The organism is Sphingorhabdus sp., assembly GCF_046596595.1.
Classification (GTDB): Bacteria; Pseudomonadota; Alphaproteobacteria; order Sphingomonadales; family Sphingomonadaceae; genus Sphingorhabdus_B.
The window spans coordinates 18,439-39,771 of record NZ_JBKJMB010000007.1 but is presented as its reverse complement, the minus strand read 5'-3'; the positions used below and the strand labels follow the sequence as shown (position 1 = coordinate 39,771).

Genomic DNA, 21,333 nt, shown 5'->3' with positions numbered 1-21,333 from the left:
AATATGCCAGATCAACTGGCCAGCCGCGATGCAACTTTGTCCGCAGACGAGATGGAGGTCGTCAGATTCGTCCCGCCGCCGGCGTTGGCGCCCTATGTCACTCAAATTTACTTTTTTCGGTGCGATCAGGAACAGGTGCGCGACTTCCAGCCAGCAGCGCCCGGGCATTTAATCTTCCTTCTTCAAGGAACCGGAACGTTGCGGTTTCAAGATGGACATGTCGACGCCGTAAAAAAGGCAACCGTCATTGGCCCCGGTTTGGGAGCGGCAGAATTTCATATCGATGGCCCGTTGCATGATTTGGGATTTGCGCTGTCGCCGCTTGGATTTGTGGCTTTAACCGGCAGGCCCGCAAACCATTATGTGGATAGGGCCGTGCCCGCATCGACCTTATTTGGTCCGGAAATTAATACGCTTATGGATAGCTTCATTGCTGGCTATGCCGCAGGAACAATGCGGTTGGCGCAGATGGTCGACGAAGTCTCCAACTTTCTCCTGCTCCGGTTGAAAGCGGTGTCACCGTCGCATATCCATCTGGTGCAAAGCGTCATTGGCTGGCTCTCGAGCGACTTTGATCCCGACGTGGAGGAGCTATATTCCCAAGTCCCGATGTCGCGGAGCACCACAGCGCGTTTGATCACAAAATATTTTGGCAGCCCGCCGAAACAGTTGATGCGCAAATATCGGGCGCTACGTGCGGCGACGATCATGGTGGACCCGAATGCTTCGTCCCAGCTAAGATTGCAAGTCGAGTCCATATTCTACGATCAGCCCCATATGATCCGCGAAATTCGGCAATTTGCAGGCAGGACACCCGCTGCGCTCGATAGCAATGATGCGCAAGTCATGCGCTTGTGGCTAAACAAAGACAATTTCCGCGATATCGAGTCCTTTCTCGCTTGATTTCAGCCGCCAAAAGGACCATCTGCAGCTAATCGGAGTAAATTTATCTGATTAGGGTGCGCAATATGCGTTTGTCGAATATGGCCGATTATGCGGTGGTGATTATGAGCGCGGCTTCCCGCCATTGCGGTTTTGCGCGCGTGTCGGCGACTGACCTTGCTGCTGAAACAGGTCTTGCACTCCCGACTACGCAAAAGCTTGTGAGTATCCTTACCAAGGCCGGGCTTTTGCGCTCGGCGCGCGGCACAGGTGGCGGCATAACGCTTGCGCGTCCGGCCGCGGCGATCAGCATCGCCGACATTATCGAAGCCGTCGAAGGGCCCATTGCGCTCACCGCATGTTGCGATACGCACAAGCATGCCATGGGCCAACATTGCCCCAAGGAAGGCAGTTGCCACGTGCAGGCCCATTGGCCCGTCGTGAACGGCGCAGTGCGTGGTGCATTGGCACAAATCAATTTGGCAGGACTGACGCGATGACCGACGATATCGACACCAAGGACATGATATTGAAAGATCAGGCCGCGTGGGACGCCGCCGACAAGGTCGCTGACTACGAACATGGCTGGTCATCGGACATTGAAACCGACTTTGCGCCAAAGGGTCTGACCGAAGACACCGTCCGCTTCATTTCGGCCAAGAAAAACGAGCCTGAGTGGATGCTTGAATGGCGGCTGAAGGCGTTTGCCATGTGGAAGACGATGACGCCCCCCGATTGGGCCAAGCTAAACGTGCCGCCCATCGATTATCAGGACGCTTATTATTACGCTGAACCCAAGGCCAAGCCAAAGCTTGGGTCATTGGACGAGGTCGATCCTGAAATCCTGCGCATTTATGAAAAACTGGGCATTCCAATTGCCGAGCAGGAAGTGCTTGCAGGGGTTGAGGGCGCACGCCGTGTGGCAGTGGACGCGGTGTTCGACAGTGTTTCGGTCGCCACCACCTTCCGTGCGGAGCTTGAGCGCGCCGGTGTCATCTTCCGCAGCATATCAGAAGCGATCAAGGAGTACCCCGATCTCGTGCGCCAATGGCTCGGCAAGATTGTGCCGATGCGTGACAATTACTTCGCGACTCTCAACTGCGCGGTCTTTTCCGACGGGACGTTTGTTTATATCCCCGAAGGCGTACGCTGCCCGATGGAACTTTCCACCTATTTCCGCATCAATGCCGAAAACACCGGCCAGTTTGAACGCACGTTGATCATTGCCGACAAGGGCAGCTATGTCAGCTACCTGGAAGGTTGCACCGCGCCGATGCGCGACGAAAACCAGCTGCACGCCGCCGTCGTCGAACTGGTCGCATTGGATGATGCCGAGATCAAATATTCAACCGTTCAGAACTGGTACCCCGGCGATGCAGAGGGCAAGGGCGGCATCTATAATTTCGTGACCAAGCGCGCATTGTGCCAGGGCAAGAACAGCAAAGTGTCCTGGACTCAGGTCGAAACCGGAAGCGCGGTCACGTGGAAATATCCAAGCTGCGTTCTCAACGGCGAAAACAGCGTGGGCGAATTTTACTCGGTCGCGGTCACCAATAATTACCAGCAGGCCGACACTGGCACCAAGATGATCCACAATGGCAAGGGCAGCCGCTCGACCATTGTAAGCAAAGGCATCAGCGCCGGACACAGCAACAACACCTATCGTGGGCTTGTCCGCGTCGCGCCCAATGCCGAGGGCGTGCGCAACTTCACGCAATGCGATTCATTGCTGCTGGGTTCGCTCAGCGGAGCGCACACCGTGCCGTATATCGAAGTGCGCAACCCAAGCGCGCAAATCGAACATGAGGCGACGACAAGCAAGATTTCCGACGACCAGATGTTCTACGCGATGCAACGCGGCCTGAACGCCGAAGAAGCGGTTGCGCTGATCGTGAATGGTTTTGCCAAGGAAGTGCTTCAGCAACTGCCGATGGAATTTGCGGTCGAGGCGCAGAAGTTGCTGGGGATCAGCCTTGAGGGTTCAGTCGGATGACGCAACTGACACTCAACGATTATGCGAAACAGAACCAAGCCCCTCCCCTTCAGGGGAGGGGTAAGGGGTGGGGCCTATCAGCCGAGCGCCTCGCCGAATTGCATAAACATGCGGTAGACATGCGCCGCGAACCGACCGAACCGGAAAAACGTCTATGGCGCGCGTTGTCACGGTCGCAACTCGGTGGTCACAAATTTCGCAGGCAGGCAGTGATCGGCCCTTTCATCGCGGATTTTGTTTGTCCCCAAAAAAGGTTGATCGTCGAAGTCGACGGCCACACTCATATCGATCCAGCGAAAGACGCGTTACGCGATGCCAAGCTCGCAGAAATGGGATTTCGCGTTTTTCGTGTTCCCAATTCGGAAGTTATGCAAAATCTTGAAGGCGTGTGTGAGGGGCTTTTGGCGCTACTGGCCGAAACGCCGGATTGCTACGAGAGACCCCACCCCAACCCCTCCCCTGAAGGGGAGGGGCTTAAGGAGGCGCAGAAGCTGCTTGGGATTAGCCTTGAGGGGAGCGTGGGGTGATGGGTGGAGCCAAGCGCTATTTGATGCTTCTGTTGGCAACCGCTGCATCGGCTTGGTTTATCGGTGCGGTTGGCAACCAAGGAAATATGTTTGGGTTGATTGAAGCTATTGGATTTGCATTGCCGATAGCTACTATCGTGTGGCTTTTTGTCCGAACCAAGCCTGTCGACGATTTTACAGCAACTATCAAAGCTAGCCTGTGGTGTGTGTTCGTTGTTGGGCTCCTTACATGGGGAAGCGGCTATCAAGATGCACGAGAGCGCGGACTGGCAGCTGGCACTGCGGCAGCTAATTCGCTTGTCACCGTGTCCGGCTTTGCAATCCTCGTAAGCCTAGCCAGCCTATTTTGGTTGGGAAGAAATAGACAAGAAGTAGAAATTGATCAAAATGCTCCAAATAACTAATCTCCACGCCAATGTTGGCGACAAGCCAATTCTCAAGGGCCTCACACTCTCGCTCAAGGCGGGCGAGATTCATGCGATCATGGGACCGAATGGTGCTGGCAAATCGACGCTGGGCTATGTTCTGTCGGGGCGGCCCGGTTATGAGGTGACCGCGGGTGAGGTGTGGTTCACGCCTTCTTCTCCCCTCCCGCAGGCGGGAGGGGCCGGGGGTGGGCCTCTGCCTTCACCGTCGGAAAGTTCGCCTGCGGCGAACCCCGCCCCTAACCCCTCCCGCCTGCGGGAGGGGAATGCGCCAATCAACCTCCTCGACCTCGAACCGCATGAGCGCGCTGCTGCCGGTCTGTTCCTGGGCTTCCAATATCCGGTCGAAATCCCTGGCGTTTCGAACGTCCAGTTCCTGCGCGAGGCGCTCAATGCGCAGCGCAAGAACCGCGGCGAGGCCCCTTTATCGGGCGGCGAATTCCTGAAGGTTGCGCGCGAGCAGGCTGGCGCTCTTGGCATGGACATGGACATGCTGAAACGCCCTGTAAATGTCGGCTTTTCAGGCGGCGAGAAAAAGCGCAACGAGATGGTGCAAATGGGTATCATCGACCCCGCTTTGGCAATACTTGACGAGACCGACAGCGGCCTCGACATCGACGCGCTGCGCATCGTCGGCGACGGCATCAACCGCATCATGCGCAAGCCGGACAAGGCTGTGCTGCTCATCACCCATTATCAGCGCTTGCTCGATTATGTGAAGCCTGACTTCGTCCATGTACTCGCCGATGGCCGCATCACGCGCACTGGCGGCGCTGAACTGGCGTTGGAACTTGAGCGCGATGGGTACAAGGAGCTCGCAGCGTGATCTTGCTGCTTGCCCTTGCGATGCAAGTCGCAGCTGGCCCTGTCACTAAGCTGCAGGACGAGATCGTCGTGATCGGGCAAAAGCAGAAATATTGGCGTGGATATTTGAAATACAAGAAGGATATACCGTCGTGTAAGACGACGCGCAGCACGGGTGACAAAGCTATCGACCAGATCGGATGCGATGCCATGATCGCTTGTTTTCCCGAGCATCGGAGTGCTCTCGGCTCATTGGCCAAGCAACATAAAAAACAAAGCGCCTTCGACGCAGCGGCCAAGCCTATTTACGCTGAAATGGGTGAATGTCTCGTCAGCAAGCGTGATCGGGGCATTTCGGAGTTGGCCGATAAAATGCTCGGGATTGCGCAATGATGCTAACCCAAGTCCCCTCCCGCCACGATGAATCATGGCGCTACAGCGACATTGCTGCAGTGGAAGCCGCGTGGCCACTCCCTGCGCCTGAAGCCATAATTGTGCCTGCGGGCGGCTCGTTTGCGCGGACAATCGTTCAGGACACCGGATCGATTCAACAGCTTGATATTGCCATTGGCAAGGGCGCGACAGCGGCGGTCCATGTCCTTAACATCGGCGGCAATTACGGCCGCGTCGAATTGAACATCACCCTGCATGAAGGTGCGGACTTCAAATTGGGCGCAGTGCAAATCGGCGGCAACACCCAGACGTTGGAAATCGTAACCACAGTTACCCATCTCGAACCCAAGGCCACATCTTCGCAGATCGTCCGCTCAGTTCTCGCTGGCACAGCGACGGGGACGTATCTTGGCAAAGTCGCGGTTGCACGCGATGCCCAACTCACGGACAGCGTGCAGTCCGTAAAGGCGATGTTGCTTGACCGCAGTGCGACCGCCAACGCGAAGCCCGAGCTTGAGATCTACGCCGACGACGTCAAATGCGCGCATGGCTGCGCGATCGGCGAGCTTGACCCAATGGGGCTTTTCTATCTGCAGGCACGCGGCATTGCCCCGGCGGATGCGAAGAAGCTGATGCTTCAAGCCTTCGTTGCTGGCGTATTTGAAGGCGCAGCGGACGAGGAAATGCTGACGGACGCAGCGCTCGAGAAATTGGGAGAACTGGTGTGACCACCCTTTCGATGGACCCGACCGAACGCGCCGTTGGGCGCTGGGAAAACGAGGGCGGAACCGTCTCGCGTAATGTGCGCGGCCATTTCCCTGGGCTTGCCAATGGCTGGCATTATCTCGACACTGCCGCCACCGCGCAAAAGCCGCAGATTGTGCTCGATGCGATGATGCAGGCCGGCGGTGTGAACTATGCGACCGTCCATCGCGGCGTCTACGCGCGTTCGGCGAACATGACGGTGGCGTTTGAAGCGGCGCGCGAGCGTGTGGCGCGCTTTATGGGTGCGGCTTCACCCAACGAGATCGTGTTTGTCCGCGGTGCCACGGAAGGCATAAACCTTGTCGCGCAAAGCTGGGGTCCGGCAAATGTAAAGGCTGGCGACCGCATCATGCTTAGCCAGTTAGAGCATCACAGCAACATCGTGCCGTGGCAGATGTTGGCGGAGAAGGTCGGCGCGCATATTGATGTTTGCCCGCTGACCGATGACGGCCAGATCGACCTTGACTGGCTTGAAGCCAACCTGACACCGGCGCACAAGCTGGTCGCGCTCGCGCATGTGTCCAATGTACTCGGGTCCGTGCTGGATGCAAGACGCACCGCAAACGCCGCGCATGCGGTTGGGGCAAAATTCCTGCTGGACGGCTGTCAGGCTGCGCCCCGCATGCATTTGGACATGGCAGACCTTGGCTGCGATTTCTACGTCATGTCGGGGCACAAGCTATACGGCCCAACCGGTATTGGTGTGTTGTGGGCGAGCGCCGACACGCTAAATGCTATGCCCCCTTGGCAAGGTGGCGGCGCGATGATCGACCGGGTGACGTTCGAAAAAACGACGTATGCGCCTGCGCCTTCGCGCTTTGAGGCCGGAACGCCGATGATTATCGAAGTCATTGGGCTGCATGCCGCCCTCGACTTTATCGACAGCTTTGGTGCGGACGCCATTTTCGCGCATGAGAGCGCGCTGGCGGCACAAGCGCGGGACGCATTGCGTTCGGTAAACTCCGTCACATTATATGGCCCGGAACAATCGGCAGGGATCGTCTCCTTCTCCATGGAGGGCGTCCATCCCCACGATATCGGCACCATATTAGACGAGGAAAATGTGGCGATCCGTGCTGGCCATCATTGCTGCCAACCGCTGATGGACCATCTCGGTGTGCCTGCAACGGCGCGCGCGAGCTTTGGAATTTACAATGATGAAGATGATGTCGCGGCGCTGGTACGCGGCCTGGAACGGGTGAAGAGGATATTTGGATGAACGAGAACATCCGCATAGAAGAAGTCGATAGCGTGGAAAAGCCGCCTAAAGCACGGGTTGAGAGCGCGACGGAAACACTTGAGCGCAAGAAGGACTATCTGGAAGGCTTCCTTGCGCAAAAGCCTGCTACGCCCGCGCCAAGCGAGCCCGATGGCGACCTGTACGAGGCCGTAATCGCGGCGTTGAAGGAAATTTTTGACCCGGAAATTCCGGTGAACATTTATGACCTTGGCCTGATATACAATGTAGAAATCAACGACGGCCATGCGGTTGTGTCGATGACGCTGACTACGCCGCATTGTCCAGTGGCAGAATCGATGCCGGGCGAGGTTGAATTGCGCGTCGGCGCAGTCCCGGGCATCGGCGATGCCGAGGTAAATCTTGTGTGGGAGCCAGCGTGGACTCCGGCCAATATGACCGACGAAGCGCGTCTGGAGCTTGGAATGTTATGACCGAAGTAAAGACAAGAGCGCGGCCGGCCGCAGTCAAACTGACGCCTGCATCGGAAGCAAGAATTACAGAATTAATGTCCAAAGCGCCTGAAGACGCCATTGGCGTGAAGCTGTCGACGCCGCGCCGGGGTTGCTCGGGGCTGGCGTATTCCGTCGACTACATCTCGGAAGCGGTTCCCTTCGACGAGAAAATCGAAACACCCGGCGGCGTCCTATATATTGACGGCGGCTCGGTGCTCTACCTCGTCGGCTCGGTAATGGACTGGGTCGAGGATGAATTCGCCGCTGGATTTGTATTCACCAATCCGAATGCTACCGGAAGCTGTGGCTGCGGCGAGAGCTTTACCGTTTAAAAATCGAACTGAAGCCGGAACGCGATGCCCACATCATCGGGTGCAGATTCAAAATGCCCCGGCTCCTGCCGCCAAAACAGGTTTGAAGAGAAATAGCCGCCTTGCACTGGCATCGTCCACGCAAGCTCGCTGGCTATCTCCTGCCCTTTTGGCGCAAGCGAATAGCGGCGCGCGCCAAAGCTGGTCGCAAGCGTTGCGTAATCATAAGCGACAGGGACGTTAAGCGAGAGGCCGCCACTTGTTACCCGCAGCGGTTGCGCGATGCGCAATGCAAGGCGATCGTGAAGCGCGATTATATTGCTACCCGACAGATCAACCGAAAAGGCGTTGCTTTTCAGCAAGCTTTGGCCGGAAAGCGAAGCACCTGCATTGGCGTACGTCCATCCTTGCCGCCAGCTCGCACCAAGTGTCCAAGAGCCAATCAGTTCCACATCGCCCCGGCCATCAACAAACAGACTGCGCGCGCCATTCTGGCCGATAAAATTGGCAAAGCGCGCGCCGAGGACAGTGTCATCTTCGCGGAGCCAGTTCGCACCCAAAGCAAATTTGGCTGGTCCAATCTCGCGATCCATCGATACGCCAACCGAAGAATAAGGATATCGGTTGTTGCCGTTGCGGACAAACTCGGCGCCGCCGCGTTCGAACAATTGTGCTTCGCCTGCTTCCAAGCTGCCGGTCAGACCAAAATTGCCAAGTACATGACGCAAGGCAAAGGACTGACCCGGCGCACGTTCAAACCCATTGTCCATGCGTGCATCCGTCGCTGTCAGAAATGCACCTGACGACATGCCCTGCAATGCGGCAACTTGCCCAGCGGCCGCCTGACGAATACCAACGCTGAACCGTGTATCGCTCGAAATAGCAGCACTCACGCGGCCAGCGAGCATTCGCGCCTGATTCTGCTGCCCGTTGGAAAGCGCCAATGGCCCGAAGCGTGCGCCATCGCCGCTACCAGCGCTTATCGAGAACGCGATTTCCGTCGTGCCTTGAGCTATGCTGACCGACCGCCCCTGATCCACCAAAGCGGGCGTAAGCCGCAATCGCGGCGAGGTTACATTCAAACCATGGGCAAGATCGATGTTATATGCCCGGCCATAGCTGTCGAGGACAACAGCATTGATTGGCCTGTTCGACAAAGCGACATCGCCCATGGGTCCGGAAGTCGTTCCGCCGCTGCCGGAAAGCGGCACGACCGAATTGGTCCCTGCCAGTGACGTTCTTCCCGATGGAGAGAATGCACCCGCTATATCCAATATGCCGCGGCCATAAATCGCGTCAGTGCCCGGGTCACCGGCGTCGCGCGCGGACGTCAAAAGGAGACTTACAATCTGCGAGCCCGTCAAATTGGGAAAAGCCTGTGCCAGCAATGCTGCAGCGCCAGAAATCTGCGGCGCAGAAAAGGAGGTGCCATTGAACACCCGCACGAAATTCTGCCCATTTTGTTCAAATCGGAAGATGGTATCATTTTGATACTGGCAGCAAATGCCTTGCCCCAAAGCGGATAGCACTGAATTTTGGGAGACACCCGCTTTGTTGCTGAAATTGGAAATGGTGCCGCTGTCGTCGACCGAGGTCGAAATAATAACCAGACCGTTGCCATTGGCAAGCAGCGCCTGCGCAAATGGGCTTGGGTTGTTGGGGTCGAACGCGGGTGCTGCATCATTACCTTCATTACCCGCCGAGACGACAATGACGATGCCCGCCAAAGTTGCGCGGCTGATGGCGGCCCGCAATGCGCTGCTGGCGCCGCCCGCGCCGCCGAGCGATATGTTGATCACACGCGCGCGATTGTCGATCGCACGGTTTACGCCAGCCGCGATGGAAGAATCGAAAAAGGAACATGACGCCTCATCCTCGCCGGGCGCAGCTATCGTACAACTGCCCGCTTGATCCGCGCGCAAAGCCAATATGGTCGCATTAAAGGCGATGCCATGCACATCGCGGTCGTCCTTTGCGGCAGCGATTACGCGCGTGACCTCCGTACCATGCCCGTCTTCGTCACCAAGTGGCCTGCCGGCTCCGGTAACGTCGCCAGATTGCGGGTGGATGCGGCCCGTAAATTCATGGCTATTGGGATCAATGCCCGAATCGATGACACCCACGGTAACGCCAAGTCCGGTTGCGCCCGACTGATAGGCGGTGATTGCTCCGTGAAAACCAGGGCCATCCGACCGGTTGAACTCCGCCGTGGCGAAATTTGTAGTTGGCGGGGGCGGAGGCGGGGGGGGTGGGGGCGGTGGCAATGCCACGACAACAGGCGGCGGCGCAGGCGGGGAAATCGGGTTCACGCCGCCTCCACCGCCACCGCATGCGGAAAGCGTGAGCGCAAAAACGACAGAACTGCCTATCGCAACCTTACGATCCAATTTTGTTACATTCATGGATACGCGACCTTCATCCAGCAATAATCTGCAGTTAAGCATGATTCGCTTTCGGTAGTCTTAACATGCGCGTTGAGAAATATCGCGCAACTTGATAGGCGCGCAGCATGCAACCTTTCCTATCATCTATCGACACATGGATCTTTGATCTCGACCTCACTCTGTACGGCCCTGAGGCTAACATCATGGCGCAGGTCCGCGACAGGATCGCTTTGTTCGTTGAACGCTATTTTCAGATCGGATCGGATGAAGCCCATGTTGTTCGGCACACATATTGGAAAAAATATGGCACCACGCTTGGCGGGTTGATGGCCGAACACCAGCTGGAACCGCACGGCTATCTTGATTTTGTGCACGATGTCGACATGAGCCTTCTACAACCCGCTGCTGGTTTGCGTGCGCTGATTGAAGCGCTGCCCGGCCGGAAACTTATCTTTACCAACGCTGATGCGCCTTATGCCGAAAGGGTCTTAGCCGCGCGGGGTCTCGATAATCTGTTTGAGGATATTTTCGATATCCATCGCATGAAGCATATGCCGAAGCCAACACCGGCGAGCTATGATGCCTTATGTGCCGAACTTGCGATCGATCCGTCCGGTGCACTTTTTGTTGAGGACTCAGCACATAATCTGGCACCGGCCAAAGCTTTGGGAATGACAACAATTTGGGTGAACTACGACGCTGAAACTGATAGCAGCGACACAGAACATTTTGTCGACCACGAGATTGCCGACCTTACGGAATGGCTTTCTGCAATCCACAGTCTTGAAAGCACCACATGACCGACCAGCTAGCCAATATCATCGATACCGCCTGGGATCAGCGCAACGAAATTTCCAGCTTAACCCAAGGCGAAGTACGCGACGCGGTGCAAACTGCCTTGGCCGGGCTTGACGACGGGTCGTTCCGTGTCGCCGAAAAGCGCGATGGCGTTTGGCAGGTTCATCAGTGGTTGAAAAAGGCCGTGCTGTTGTCCTTCCGCTTGAATGACAATGTCCTTGTAGAAGGCGGCGCATCGGGCGCGCCAGCGTATGACAAGGTACCATCAAAATTCAGCGGTTGGGATGCCGACCGGTTCCGCACGGCAGGATTTCGCGTCGTTCCCGGCGCTGTTGCACGTCAGGGCAGCTTTGTCGGAAAGAATGTCGTGTTAATGCCAAGCTTCATCAATATCGGCGCGCGCGTCGACGAAGGCACAATGGTCGACACATGGGCAACCGTAGGAAGCTGCGCGCAGATAGGCAAAAATGTGCATCTGTCCGGCGGCGTCGGCATCGGCGGCGTACTTGAGCCGCTTCAGGCTGGCCCAGTCATCATTGAGGACAATTGCTTTATCGGTGCGCGCTCCGAAGTTGTGGAGGGCGTGATCGTCGAAGAGGGCGCCGTGCTGTCGATGGGTGTGTTCATCAGTTCAACCAGCAAGATTATTGACCGCACGACAGGCGAAGTTTTCGTTGGAAGGGTGCCTGCTTATTCCGTGGTTGTACCCGGATCGATCCCTGGCAAAGCGTTGCCGGATGGGAGCCCGGGACCAAATCTTTCCTGTGCGGTCATCGTAAAACGCGTCGATGCACAGACGCGTGCGAAGACCGCCATTAACGACCTGCTGAGAGATTAACCGGGGCGGATAACTATCGCTGTCCAGTTGCGCTTGCAATTCGGAGGGAATCGCTCCATACGCTATGGGCGGACCGGGCCCCTCTGACGCTTGCTTCTTTAGAAGGAACGTGATGTCGGCCGCATCGGATGTTTCCGGTGCAGTTGTCAGGCGGTCAATGATACCCCCCGAATACGCATGGCTTTGGCCGGAACATCCGATTGAACTTAAACTTTGTTCAATGAGGATGATGTTATGACTTTTTCGTCGTTTCGCTTGCTGCAATATCACCAGAAAATCGACAATGAATTGCGTGCGGAGATTAGTCGGCGCTGGCCCGATGCATTCCGGATTCAGAAGCTAAAGCGGCTTAAGCTGGCCATTAAGGATCGGCTCGCAAATCGTGGAAGTGCGCCATTCGAGCGTGGCCTGCGATTTAACAAAATCTAAAATTGTAAACGCGGGCACCGTTCGGACTTTTGTCTGTGCGGTGTCCGGCGATGGTTACAACAGGGAATAATGTGATGGAATTTTTAATGATGGACTGGCTGGGAACACCGGTCTGGTTCTGGCTATCGTTTCTCGGCCTTGTGGTCGCGTTGACCGCCTTTGACCTTGGCATCCTGCATAAGGAAGACAAGGAAATGGGTATCGCCGAGAGCCTGAAGCTGTCCGCCTTTTACATCAGCATCGCGATGCTGTTCGGCCTTTGGGTGTGGTTCCAAAAAGGTGCCGAAATGGGCATGCAATATTATACAGGCTTTTTCATCGAAAAGGCGCTGTCGATCGACAATGTTTTTGTCATCAGTCTGATCTTCACCTTCTTCGCAATACCCCGCAAATATCAGTACCGCGCGCTGCTCTGGGGCATCATCGCAGTCATCGTGCTTCGTGGCCTGATGATCGCGGCTGGCGCTGCCATTGTGGAGGAGTATGGTTGGACGCTATACATCTTCGCGGCGTTCCTGATCGGCACTGGCATCAAGATGTTGTTCAGCGGCGATTCTGAAATGGACGTGGCCAAAAACCCGGTGGTCAAATATATTTCAACGCATATGCGCGTGACCAAGGAGCTGCATGACGAGAAGTTCTTTGTGAAGGTGGCGGACGAGAAAACCGGCAAGATGGTCCGTGCTGCCACGCCGTTGTTCCTGGCATTGGTCGTCATCAACCTCGCCGACCTGGTGTTTGCTGTCGACTCGGTACCGGCGATCTTTGCGATCACGACCGATACCTTCATCGTCTACACCTCGAACATCATGGCGATCTTGGGCCTTCGTGCATTGTATTTCGCACTGGCGGCGATGGTCCATCGTTTCCATTATCTCAAATACGCTTTGGCACTTGTCCTGGTCTTCATCGGCTCGAAGATATTCGTGTCGGATTTCCTGCTGGACGGCGACAAGTTTCCGCCCATACTCAGCCTTGGCGTTACTTTCGCGCTCATCTTGGGGGGTATTGGCTTCTCGCTCTGGAAGACCCGAAATGATGTGGAAGCACCGGGCGCAGCACAATTTTAATTGAAATTACCAACAGGAGAATGACACATGAAAGTTGAATTACCCGCGACTGACCGTCGCACGATGTTAGGTATTGCAGCATTGACCGCTGGTGCAGCGATGGTGGCGGCCACTGGTCCGGCAATGGCAGCGGCCGATGACAAGGGCGCCACAGCGAAGCTTTCAATGACGCCCGACCAGGCATTGGCGCGGCTTATCGACGGCAACCGCCGCTTCGTTGCCGACGAAAATCCCAACACCGATATTTCTACAAAGCGGCGCCTTGAAATTGCCAAGAGCCAAGCACCTTTTGCGATCCTGGTTGGCTGTGCCGATTCCCGTGTTGGACCGGAACATCTGTTTGGTGGCGGTCTGGGCGAATTGTTCATCGTCCGCACCGCTGGCAATTATGTCGATGATGCCGGCTACGGATCGATTGCCTATGCGATCGCTGCTTTGGGTGCACCGTTGATTGTTGTGCTCGGGCATGAACGTTGCGGCGCAGTTGATGCGGCAACCAAGCTTGTCATTGACAACAGTCAGCTACCGCCATCGCTCACTCGTATGGTTCAACCGATCCTGCCAGCCGTTATTGACGCAAGGGCAACGCTTGGCACGAAAACTGACCTGGTTGATCACGCCATTCACATGAACGTCCGCCATGTCGTTCGTGGCCTCCGCGACACGTCAGACCCTATCATTGCCGAACCGTTGAAGTCAGGGAAAGTAAAGGTCGTTGGCGCGTATTACGACCTCGACACGGGTGCCGTCGACTTCTTCGACCGCGGCTAGTTGTTAACGTCGCCCTTTGGTCGGCGCATTAAAGTCGGGCGGTTTGTTGGCGATCCAGTCGACAAACCGCCTGATTTCTTCATGGCCAAGCAATGCCTCGGCGGTCGCAAAGCGCTTTTCAAGATCGCTGTTGGTAAAATTGGCATGTATCGTCCGGTGGCAAATCGGGTGCACCGGCTGCCGTTCCTTTCCGCCGCGGCTTTTGGGCACAGGATGATGCCATTCGGTCACCTCCCCCATCGGCCGCGCGCACAGCCAGCAGTTCACAACTGGCGTATCTTCGGGCTCGTCAGCGTCGTAAAAGTCACGAATCTTTCTCGCCATATTCAGCTTTTGCTTGGCCCAAGCAGGTCAAGCACAGCAGCGGTCATTGCCTCAACACCCAGGCGTACCGATGGCTCCGGATCAATTTTGAACAGGGGCGAATGGTGTCCAGCAACTGGCGTGCCGCCGTCCTTTGCCGCCGCGATCCATTCAGGCTTTGTCCCGCCAACGGCGAAGTAGTAGCCCGGAATATTATATTGCTGATCCACGAAAAAGGCGAAATCCTCCGCCCCCATGTTGGTCTGGCGAAACGGGACGACGACATCCTTGCCCAACGCATCGCCGATTGCCGCGTTCAACCGGCGGGCAAGTGCGCCATCATTCACCGTTACGGGCGTGCTTTCGTTGACCTTGACGATAGGCAATTTGTCGGCAGGCAAACCATTTGCTGCGCCAATACCCTTTGCCAATCGTTCAATCGAGGAAATCAGTTGATCCCGAACCGCCTGGCTGTTGGAACGGACAGTCACTTGCAGGTCGGCATATTCGGAAATGATGTTGTGCTTGGTTCCGGCATGAAAGGCACCGACGGTGATGACGCCGGGATCCAATGGACCCTTTTCACGACTGATTATCGACTGCAAGCCGACGACGATTTGTGAGGCAATATACACTGGGTCGCGGCCAAGATGCGGCGCAGCCCCATGGGTGGCGATGCCCGGTACGCGGATATCGACGCTGTCGGCGGACGAATATTGAATGCCTTCGGATGCCGAAATCTTGCCGGTTTCAAGCTCAGCGGCCACATGGAAGGCCAATGCATAATCAGGCTTTGGAAAACGCGTGTACAGACCATCCGCGATCATCGCCTTTGCGCCGCCAACACGTTCTTCGGCAGGCTGGACGATGAACAACACGGTTCCCTTCCAACGGTCCTTCATACGGGCAAGCTGGCGCGCCGTTCCGACCATCGATGTAATATGCACATCATGGCCGCACGCATGCATCACTGGCATTTCAAGGCCATCGACCCCGACCTGCTTCACCGTGGAGGCATTGGAAAGTCCCGAACGCTCTTGCACCGGCAGGCCGTCCATGTCGGCGCGCACGAGAACGACCGGGCCATCGCCGTTTTTCATCATGCCTACCACTCCCGTGCCACCAACCTTGTCAGTTACCACCATGCCCGGCACCGCACGAAGCTCTTCGGCCATACGGGCGCCGGTTTTATACTCGCGGAACGACAATTCGGGATTGCGGTGGAAATGGTCCCACAGCGTTGCCAGCGACTTGTCATAGTCTGCCTTGACCGATGCCGCATAATCGGGCTGCGCCACTGCAGGTACCGCAAGCATTGCGCTGGCCAGAAGTGCGCCAAAAATTGCCTTAGTCATGATGTTTCCCCTGTTGTCCTGCGTCAGCGTTCAATGTGCCGCTCAGTATGTTGTTGTTCTGTATTCTGGCCGACACGCTATCACGGGCATCGGTCAAAGCAATGCCCGACCGGCGCAAATTCATCGACCATCGTTACGAAGCGATAAAAACCCCGGCGTTCGGCTGGATTAATCCAAAAGCCGGCGCGCAGCGAATATGCCTCACCCACATGCCCGAACCAGCTTTTGCCCTGCGCATCGACCAACCAATGTACGCCAAGGCCATAAGCCGTGAAATAGCCCTTATCATCGTCGCCATTTTTGCCGTCAAAGGTCCACACCGGCGTCGTCATTTCGGCAAAGCTTTTGGGCGTCAATAAGGGCGCGCCATTGCGCAGCAGCATTTGCCCAATTCTCGCCAAGTCACGCGCCGAAATGCGCAAGCCACCTTGCGGGCTGAAGGCGGAGCCGTTGCGGCCAAGCTGGTAGAGCTTATCGACGTCGCAGCTACCGTTGCTGGCAGGATATACTGCGCATGGATCAGGCCCCTTGATCGCCGCGTCACGTGCAAGGTCACCATTGGGCCGCAGCAAGGTGACTGCCTGCGCGCGCCGTCCGTCGCTGCAACCTTCACCCCAATTATAACAGGCATCCAGTCCAAGCGGGGTCAGTACCTGCCGCGCCATGATCCGGTCAAAGCGCTCACCCGTTGCGCTCTCCATGACCGCTGCGATCAGCGGCGAATTGATGTTCGCATAGGAAAAATAGGTGCCTGGCGCGTGGCCCGTATCCCATGCCTTTGGGTTGGCGAGCACCGTTTCAAGCCTGCCGTCGAGCGGCACGATATAGTCAATATTATCGCGCAACCCGCTTTGGTGCGAAAGCAACGCGCGCAACGTAATCGGCGCATCGGGAAAGGCCGGATTGCGCACTGGCCAGCCGAGATAATCGCCAACGTCACGGTCGAGATCAAGCTTGCCTTGCTCCACCAGCCGCATCACGGCCAGCGCCACCACGAGTTTCGAAATCGACGCGACGCGCGCCGGATAATCGATGGTGACGGGTCGCCCGGCAACGCCGGCATCGCCCTCAACTGTAGCCGGATCCACACCGACCACATTGAAATTGACCATCACCACCGCTGGCCTGATGATGGCTGGCGCAGGGGCCGCGCTCGTCAGGTCAGTGGTTGGCGTGCATGCCGATAGTATGAAAGCCGCAACCGTCAGTGCGGCAATCCATATGCCGCGCGCTGTCATCATGAGGCGGGGCATGCTCCCACATATTTGCCGGTAGCCTTGCCCGTCATCGCGACCTTTCCGATCATCGGCAGCCGGACCTTTACATTGCTGTCATAATTGAATTCGGTTTCGCCCATGACGCCTGCAAGCTCCATGTCGACACTGCCCATTCCTTCCATGCCGCAGGAAAGCTTTAGCTTAACATTCTGCCCTGAAACATCGAACGCCTTGTAGACGCATTTTTCCGCGCCACTGCCGCCAAAGAAATCTGCGCCCGGTTTCTTTGCCTCTGCCTCGGTCAAGCAGCTCTTGCTTGACGCGCTTTTGGCAACTTCGTCCATAATCTGCTGCTTTTGCGCCTTGCCAAGCGTTGGCACATCAATATCCGAAAATACAAATTTGGTTTCCCAAAGCCCAGCCTTCATGGGAATGAAGGCGTCATAATCCATTTCGGCAGCACGCTCTTCGCTGTCGACCACGCCGTTGCCGTCTTTATCTGCGCTGTTGTCCGCGCATCCGGCAAGCAAGAGAAATACCATCGCTGGCACCGCTGCGGTCAATAATTCGGCCTTTCGCATCACCGTTTTCATGCCGGGCATTCTCCAACGCGTTTTCCCTTAATCTTGCCGACCATTTTTACAGGGCCCATTGGTGTCCCTTCAGTGCTCTGCTCGATATTCATCGTATAGGTTTCCGCGCCAAATTTACCGTCCATCTTGCTCTTGACGACAATTGGACCGCTTGGCTTGCAGGTCATTTCAATCTTTACGCCGTCGGATGAACGATCCAAGGCGTTGAACGTGCAATTGGCTTCGGGGGCTGCGCCAAAAAATTCCATGCCGGGTTTTTCTACTTGCGCCTGTGTAAGGCAGCTGCGTTGAGTCATGCCCTGGGCAATTTGCGCCTTCATTTTGGCCAGCATATCGGCGGGAACACCGGGCGCTTCTACCTTGTCATAATTGACGCGCACTTCCCACAGGCCGGGCTTCATCGCCATCGCGCCGCCGGTTGTCATTTCAGTGGATGCTTCGGCATCGCTGATCTTGCCATCACCGTCGGCGTCTGCACCCTTTTCGGAACAGGCGGATAACGCCAGTGCGGCAACGCCCATCAGGAAGAACTTATGCATAGATTTGGCCTTTCGCTTGATATCTCAGGACGGCCTTTTGTCCCTGACGCCTCCAAAAGGCAACAGCGATGACAGGCATAGCGGCTAAAGTCACACCAAAACGGCCTTGTGTTTCCACCCATATTCACCAACCGGCCGCGTTGCGTTTTACCCCGTGCTACCTGATCCAATATCTTAGCCCTAACATCATGTTTTCATATGCAATTAAATCAGAGATTGGCCATGTAGGAAAGGTAATTATCCGCATCGACATGGATTCCGCCGCACGCCCCTTGCCCTTGACCATGCAAAAGCACATATAGCGAACATGGCTGAACTCATCATCCGCCGTGGGCTGGAAGAACCGGACACGGTTGGCAGCTTCACGCCGCACAGGCCCGAACGCCCTTCCAAACTGGAAGGCGGGCGGCCGTTCAAGATTGTCTCCGATTATTCCCCGGCTGGGGATCAACCAACCGCGATCCGCGAACTTGTCGACACCGCACTGACTGGCGAGAAAAATCAGGTGCTTTTAGGGGTAACGGGTTCAGGCAAGACCTTTACCGTTGCCAAGGTCATCGAGGCGTTACAGCGCCCAGCGCTTATCCTTGCGCCAAACAAGATCCTTGCCGCGCAGCTTTACGGCGAGTTTAAAAGCTTTTTTCCCGATAATGCCGTCGAATATTTCGTGTCTTATTATGACTATTACCAGCCCGAGGCTTACGTCCCGCGCAGTGACACCTACATTGAGAAAGAATCGAGTGTAAACGAGGCGATTGACCGGATGCGGCATTCGGCGACTCGGTCTTTGCTTGAGCGCGACGACGTTATCATCGTCGCGTCGGTTTCGTGCATTTACGGCATCGGGTCAGTCGAAACCTATTCCGCGATGATTTTCGACCTGAAAAAAGGCGAAAGCGTCGACCAGCGAGAATTGATCCGAAAGCTCGTCGCGCTTCAGTATAAGCGCAATGACACCGCCTTTGCCCGCGGCAATTTCCGCGTGCGCGGCGATAACCTTGAAATCTTCCCCTCGCATTATGAAGACACCGCATGGCGCGTCAGTTTCTTTGGCGACGAGATTGAGGACATTACCGAATTCGATCCGCTCACTGGCAATAGCGGCGTCAAGCTGAACAATGTGCGGGTCTACGCCAACAGCCATTATGTTACCCCCGGCCCGACGATGAAGCAGGCGAGTGAAGCAATCCGCTTTGAGTTGACCGAACGGTTGAAGGAATTGGTGTCCGAAGGCAAATTGCTCGAGGCACAGCGGCTTGAGGAGCGAACGAACTTCGACCTTGAGATGATTGCAGCGACGGGGTCGTGCGCTGGCATCGAGAATTATTCCCGCTTCCTGACGGGCCGCTTGCCCGGTGAGCCGCCGCCGACACTCTTTGAATATCTGCCCGAAAATGCCTTGCTGTTTGTCGATGAAAGCCACCAGACGGTGCCACAAATCGGCGCGATGGCCAAGGGCGACCACAGGCGCAAGCTGACCTTGGCCGAATATGGTTTTCGCTTGCCCTCGTGCATCGACAACCGGCCACTGCGTTTCAACGAATGGGACATCATGCGTCCGCAAACCGTGTGTGTTTCGGCGACCCCCGGCGGGTGGGAGATGGAACAATCGGGCGGCGTATTTGCCGAACAGGTCATTCGCCCCACTGGCCTGATTGACCCGCCGGTTGAAATCAAACCTGTCGAGGACCAGGTGCAGGATTGCATCAACGAATGTCGCAAGACAGCTGAAGCAGGTTTTCGCACATTGGTGACAACACTCACCAAGCGCATGGCCGAAGATCTGACCGAGTTTATGCACGAGGCAGGGCTGCGCGTGCGTTATATGCATAGCGATGTCGAGACGCTGGAGCGTATCGAGCTGATCCGCGATCTGCGGCGCGGTGTTTACGATGTGCTGGTGGGGATCAACCTGCTGCGCGAGGGCCTTGATATTCCCGAGTGCGGGCTGGTTGCCATATTGGATGCCGACAAGGAAGGTTTCCTGCGCAGCGAAACATCTTTGATTCAAACCATTGGCCGTGCGGCGCGTAACGTCGAGGGCCGCGTGATCCTATATGCCGACCGTATGACCGGAAGCATGGAACGCGCGATCCGCGAAACCGACCGGCGACGCGAAAAGCAGCACGCCTTTAACATTGAGCATAATATTACCCCAGCGACGATTAAGCGCGATATCCATGACATTGTTTCCGACACGGCGAGCCGCGATTCAGTTCTTGTGGAGATTGACGCAGACGGGGCGAACAACCTCGTCGGGCACAATTTGCGCGCCTATATCGACGATCTGGAAAAGAAAATGCGCGCGGCCGCTGCCGATCTCGAATTTGAAGAGGCTGGCCGTTTGCGCGACGAAATCCGGTCGCTTGAGGCAACCGAGCTTGGCCTGCCGCACCCACAGCATGTCGCTGCACCCAAAGGCCGCGCTACCGAGGGCCAGCCCGGCACGCGCAAGACGCGTTATGGCAAGACGCAGCGGAAATTTGGGCGATAGGCGCTTAGGCCGGACGGTTCAATTCAGCAGGCGAATAACCGCTGATATTCCAGCGACACCGAGGACGCCGGCGACAAAACTGCGCCACAGGTTCGCTCGCACTTTGCCAAAACATTTGGCGCCAATCCAGTTGCCCAACAGCACCGATGGAAAGAGCAGCAGCGAAAGCCAAAGCAGCCGCGCGTGGGCAAGGCCAAGCACATAAGAGGCGATTGTTCCGGTGATCGCCGTGATGAAAAAGACAAGCATCATCGATGCGCGCGCTTCTTCGGGCGGAATTGGCTGGCGCAGATAATAAGGCACAACGGGTGGCCCGGGCATGGCAGCAAAGCCAGTCAAAATGCCGGACGCAAACCCTGTGAGCGCTGTCTCTTTTGGCCCCGGCCGCAGTGCGCCGCGCTGGGGCAATAGCACCAGCACAAAGGCGCCAATTGCGGTCGCCGCAATCATCAGCCGAGCAACATCGGGCGTGGTGTGTTGCAGCAGCAAGATGCCAATCGGTGTTGCCAGCACAGCAAAGCCGGAAATCAGGAGCGCACTTTGCTTATGCGCATCGGCCAAGATAATTTTCAGTCCAACCGGACCAATCAGCACCTGAAGCAAGATCCCCAGGAACACCGCCTCGGTTGGTTTCACGATTAGTCCGAACAATGGCACGAGGATGATCGCCATCCCGAAACCCGTCAGCCCGCGAATGAAGGCAGCGCCAAATGTAACCGCTGCCAGCAGCAGCAACTGTGATATCAATAA

At 56.4% G+C, this 21,333-nt stretch carries 24 protein-coding genes; 17 read left to right on the top strand and 7 right to left on the bottom strand.

The genetic code is table 11. The features are described from left to right. The first annotated feature begins 3 nt into the window (after window positions 1-3). The 11 genes from ACLL9E_RS00385 to ACLL9E_RS00335 all read left to right on the top strand — a co-directional run bounded on the left by ACLL9E_RS00385 (window position 4) and on the right by ACLL9E_RS00335 (window position 7,813). Window positions 4-903, top strand: a complete 900-nt coding sequence (locus ACLL9E_RS00385; RefSeq protein ID WP_411289764.1) for a helix-turn-helix domain-containing protein — start codon at window positions 4-6, stop codon at window positions 901-903. Between the two features lie 65 nt (window positions 904-968). Beyond that, window positions 969-1,382, top strand: a complete 414-nt coding sequence (locus ACLL9E_RS00380; RefSeq protein ID WP_411289763.1) for an SUF system Fe-S cluster assembly regulator — start codon at window positions 969-971, stop codon at window positions 1,380-1,382. Continuing rightward, entirely contained in the window at window positions 1,379-2,875 is a 1,497-nt protein-coding gene (gene sufB, locus ACLL9E_RS00375; protein ID WP_411289762.1) for a Fe-S cluster assembly protein SufB, read from the top strand. Before ACLL9E_RS00380 ends, sufB begins: the two co-directional genes overlap by 4 nt. Then, window positions 2,872-3,402 carry a DUF559 domain-containing protein gene (locus ACLL9E_RS00370; RefSeq protein ID WP_411289761.1) on the top strand — a complete coding sequence of 177 codons (531 nt, stop codon included), beginning with the start codon at window positions 2,872-2,874 and terminating at the stop codon, window positions 3,400-3,402. The genes sufB and ACLL9E_RS00370 overlap by 4 nt, the downstream gene beginning before the upstream one ends. Further along, window positions 3,399-3,806 carry a hypothetical protein gene (locus ACLL9E_RS00365; RefSeq protein WP_411289760.1) on the top strand — a complete coding sequence of 136 codons (408 nt, stop codon included), beginning with the start codon at window positions 3,399-3,401 and terminating at the stop codon, window positions 3,804-3,806. Before ACLL9E_RS00370 ends, ACLL9E_RS00365 begins: the two co-directional genes overlap by 4 nt. After that, a complete protein-coding gene (gene sufC / locus ACLL9E_RS00360; RefSeq protein WP_411289759.1) occupies window positions 3,790-4,653 on the top strand; it encodes a Fe-S cluster assembly ATPase SufC in 864 nt (287 codons plus the stop codon). The genes ACLL9E_RS00365 and sufC overlap by 17 nt, the downstream gene beginning before the upstream one ends. Beyond that, window positions 4,650-5,024: a hypothetical protein gene (locus ACLL9E_RS00355; RefSeq protein ID WP_411289758.1), complete on the top strand. Its 375-nt coding sequence runs from the start codon at window positions 4,650-4,652 to the stop codon at window positions 5,022-5,024. Before sufC ends, ACLL9E_RS00355 begins: the two co-directional genes overlap by 4 nt. Then, a complete protein-coding gene (locus ACLL9E_RS00350; RefSeq protein ID WP_411289757.1) occupies window positions 5,021-5,752 on the top strand; it encodes a SufD family Fe-S cluster assembly protein in 732 nt (243 codons plus the stop codon). The genes ACLL9E_RS00355 and ACLL9E_RS00350 overlap by 4 nt, the downstream gene beginning before the upstream one ends. Before the next feature lie 11 nt (window positions 5,753-5,763). Then, complete coding sequence (locus ACLL9E_RS00345; RefSeq protein ID WP_411289795.1) at window positions 5,764-7,008, top strand: cysteine desulfurase; 1,245 nt, start codon at window positions 5,764-5,766, stop codon at window positions 7,006-7,008. Next, window positions 7,005-7,460 (top strand): DUF59 domain-containing protein, encoded by a 456-nt coding sequence (locus ACLL9E_RS00340; RefSeq protein ID WP_411289756.1) that lies wholly within the window; start codon window positions 7,005-7,007, stop codon window positions 7,458-7,460. Before ACLL9E_RS00345 ends, ACLL9E_RS00340 begins: the two co-directional genes overlap by 4 nt. Then, on the top strand, window positions 7,457-7,813 hold the full coding sequence (locus ACLL9E_RS00335; protein ID WP_411289755.1) for a HesB/IscA family protein: 357 nt from the start codon (window positions 7,457-7,459) through the stop codon (window positions 7,811-7,813). The genes ACLL9E_RS00340 and ACLL9E_RS00335 overlap by 4 nt, the downstream gene beginning before the upstream one ends. On the opposite strand, the gene ACLL9E_RS00330 is transcribed toward ACLL9E_RS00335, so the two are convergent. Then, complete coding sequence (locus ACLL9E_RS00330) at window positions 7,810-10,194, bottom strand: S8 family peptidase (RefSeq protein WP_411289754.1); 2,385 nt, start codon at window positions 10,192-10,194, stop codon at window positions 7,810-7,812. The two genes, ACLL9E_RS00335 and ACLL9E_RS00330, sit on opposite strands and share 4 nt — an antisense overlap. A gap of 107 nt (window positions 10,195-10,301) precedes the next feature. Between ACLL9E_RS00330 and ACLL9E_RS00325 the strand changes: the two genes are divergently transcribed. The 5 genes from ACLL9E_RS00325 (at window position 10,302) to ACLL9E_RS00305 (ending at window position 14,082) form a co-directional block, all read left to right on the top strand. Next, window positions 10,302-10,976, top strand: a complete 675-nt coding sequence (locus tag ACLL9E_RS00325; RefSeq protein WP_411289753.1) for a pyrimidine 5'-nucleotidase — start codon at window positions 10,302-10,304, stop codon at window positions 10,974-10,976. Beyond that, window positions 10,973-11,812, top strand: coding sequence for a 2,3,4,5-tetrahydropyridine-2,6-dicarboxylate N-succinyltransferase (gene dapD / locus ACLL9E_RS00320; protein WP_411289752.1), 840 nt, complete (start codon window positions 10,973-10,975; stop codon window positions 11,810-11,812). The genes ACLL9E_RS00325 and dapD overlap by 4 nt, the downstream gene beginning before the upstream one ends. A gap of 234 nt (window positions 11,813-12,046) precedes the next feature. After that, window positions 12,047-12,241, top strand: a complete 195-nt coding sequence (locus tag ACLL9E_RS00315) for a DUF465 domain-containing protein (RefSeq protein WP_411289751.1) — start codon at window positions 12,047-12,049, stop codon at window positions 12,239-12,241. Between the two features lie 74 nt (window positions 12,242-12,315). Then, window positions 12,316-13,311 carry a TerC family protein gene (locus ACLL9E_RS00310; protein WP_411289794.1) on the top strand — a complete coding sequence of 332 codons (996 nt, stop codon included), beginning with the start codon at window positions 12,316-12,318 and terminating at the stop codon, window positions 13,309-13,311. Window positions 13,312-13,338: 27 nt separating this feature from the next. Then, window positions 13,339-14,082 carry a carbonic anhydrase gene (locus tag ACLL9E_RS00305; protein WP_411289750.1) on the top strand — a complete coding sequence of 248 codons (744 nt, stop codon included), beginning with the start codon at window positions 13,339-13,341 and terminating at the stop codon, window positions 14,080-14,082. A gap of 3 nt (window positions 14,083-14,085) precedes the next feature. Here ACLL9E_RS00305 and ACLL9E_RS00300 read toward each other — a convergent pair whose 3' ends face one another. The 5 genes from ACLL9E_RS00300 to ACLL9E_RS00280 all read right to left on the bottom strand — a co-directional run bounded on the left by ACLL9E_RS00300 (window position 14,086) and on the right by ACLL9E_RS00280 (window position 18,089). Beyond that, on the bottom strand, window positions 14,086-14,406 hold the full coding sequence (locus ACLL9E_RS00300; RefSeq protein WP_411289749.1) for an HNH endonuclease: 321 nt from the start codon (window positions 14,404-14,406) through the stop codon (window positions 14,086-14,088). 2 nt (window positions 14,407-14,408) lie between these two features. Next, window positions 14,409-15,740 carry a M20 metallopeptidase family protein gene (locus ACLL9E_RS00295; RefSeq protein WP_411289748.1) on the bottom strand — a complete coding sequence of 444 codons (1,332 nt, stop codon included), beginning with the start codon at window positions 15,738-15,740 and terminating at the stop codon, window positions 14,409-14,411. Between the two features lie 80 nt (window positions 15,741-15,820). After that, window positions 15,821-16,981, bottom strand: coding sequence for a serine hydrolase domain-containing protein (locus tag ACLL9E_RS00290; RefSeq protein WP_411289747.1), 1,161 nt, complete (start codon window positions 16,979-16,981; stop codon window positions 15,821-15,823). Continuing rightward, window positions 16,978-17,550, bottom strand: a complete 573-nt coding sequence (locus tag ACLL9E_RS00285; RefSeq protein WP_411289746.1) for a DUF3617 domain-containing protein — start codon at window positions 17,548-17,550, stop codon at window positions 16,978-16,980. The genes ACLL9E_RS00290 and ACLL9E_RS00285 overlap by 4 nt, the downstream gene beginning before the upstream one ends. After that, complete coding sequence (locus ACLL9E_RS00280) at window positions 17,547-18,089, bottom strand: DUF3617 domain-containing protein (RefSeq protein ID WP_411289745.1); 543 nt, start codon at window positions 18,087-18,089, stop codon at window positions 17,547-17,549. The genes ACLL9E_RS00285 and ACLL9E_RS00280 overlap by 4 nt, the downstream gene beginning before the upstream one ends. Before the next feature lie 307 nt (window positions 18,090-18,396). On the opposite strand from ACLL9E_RS00280, the gene uvrB reads away from it, so the two are divergent. Then, entirely contained in the window at window positions 18,397-20,583 is a 2,187-nt protein-coding gene (gene uvrB / locus ACLL9E_RS00275; protein WP_411289744.1) for an excinuclease ABC subunit UvrB, read from the top strand. 18 nt (window positions 20,584-20,601) lie between these two features. Here uvrB and ACLL9E_RS00270 read toward each other — a convergent pair whose 3' ends face one another. Beyond that, complete coding sequence (locus tag ACLL9E_RS00270; protein ID WP_411289743.1) at window positions 20,602-21,330, bottom strand: sulfite exporter TauE/SafE family protein; 729 nt, start codon at window positions 21,328-21,330, stop codon at window positions 20,602-20,604. Window positions 21,331-21,333 lie beyond the last annotated feature (3 nt).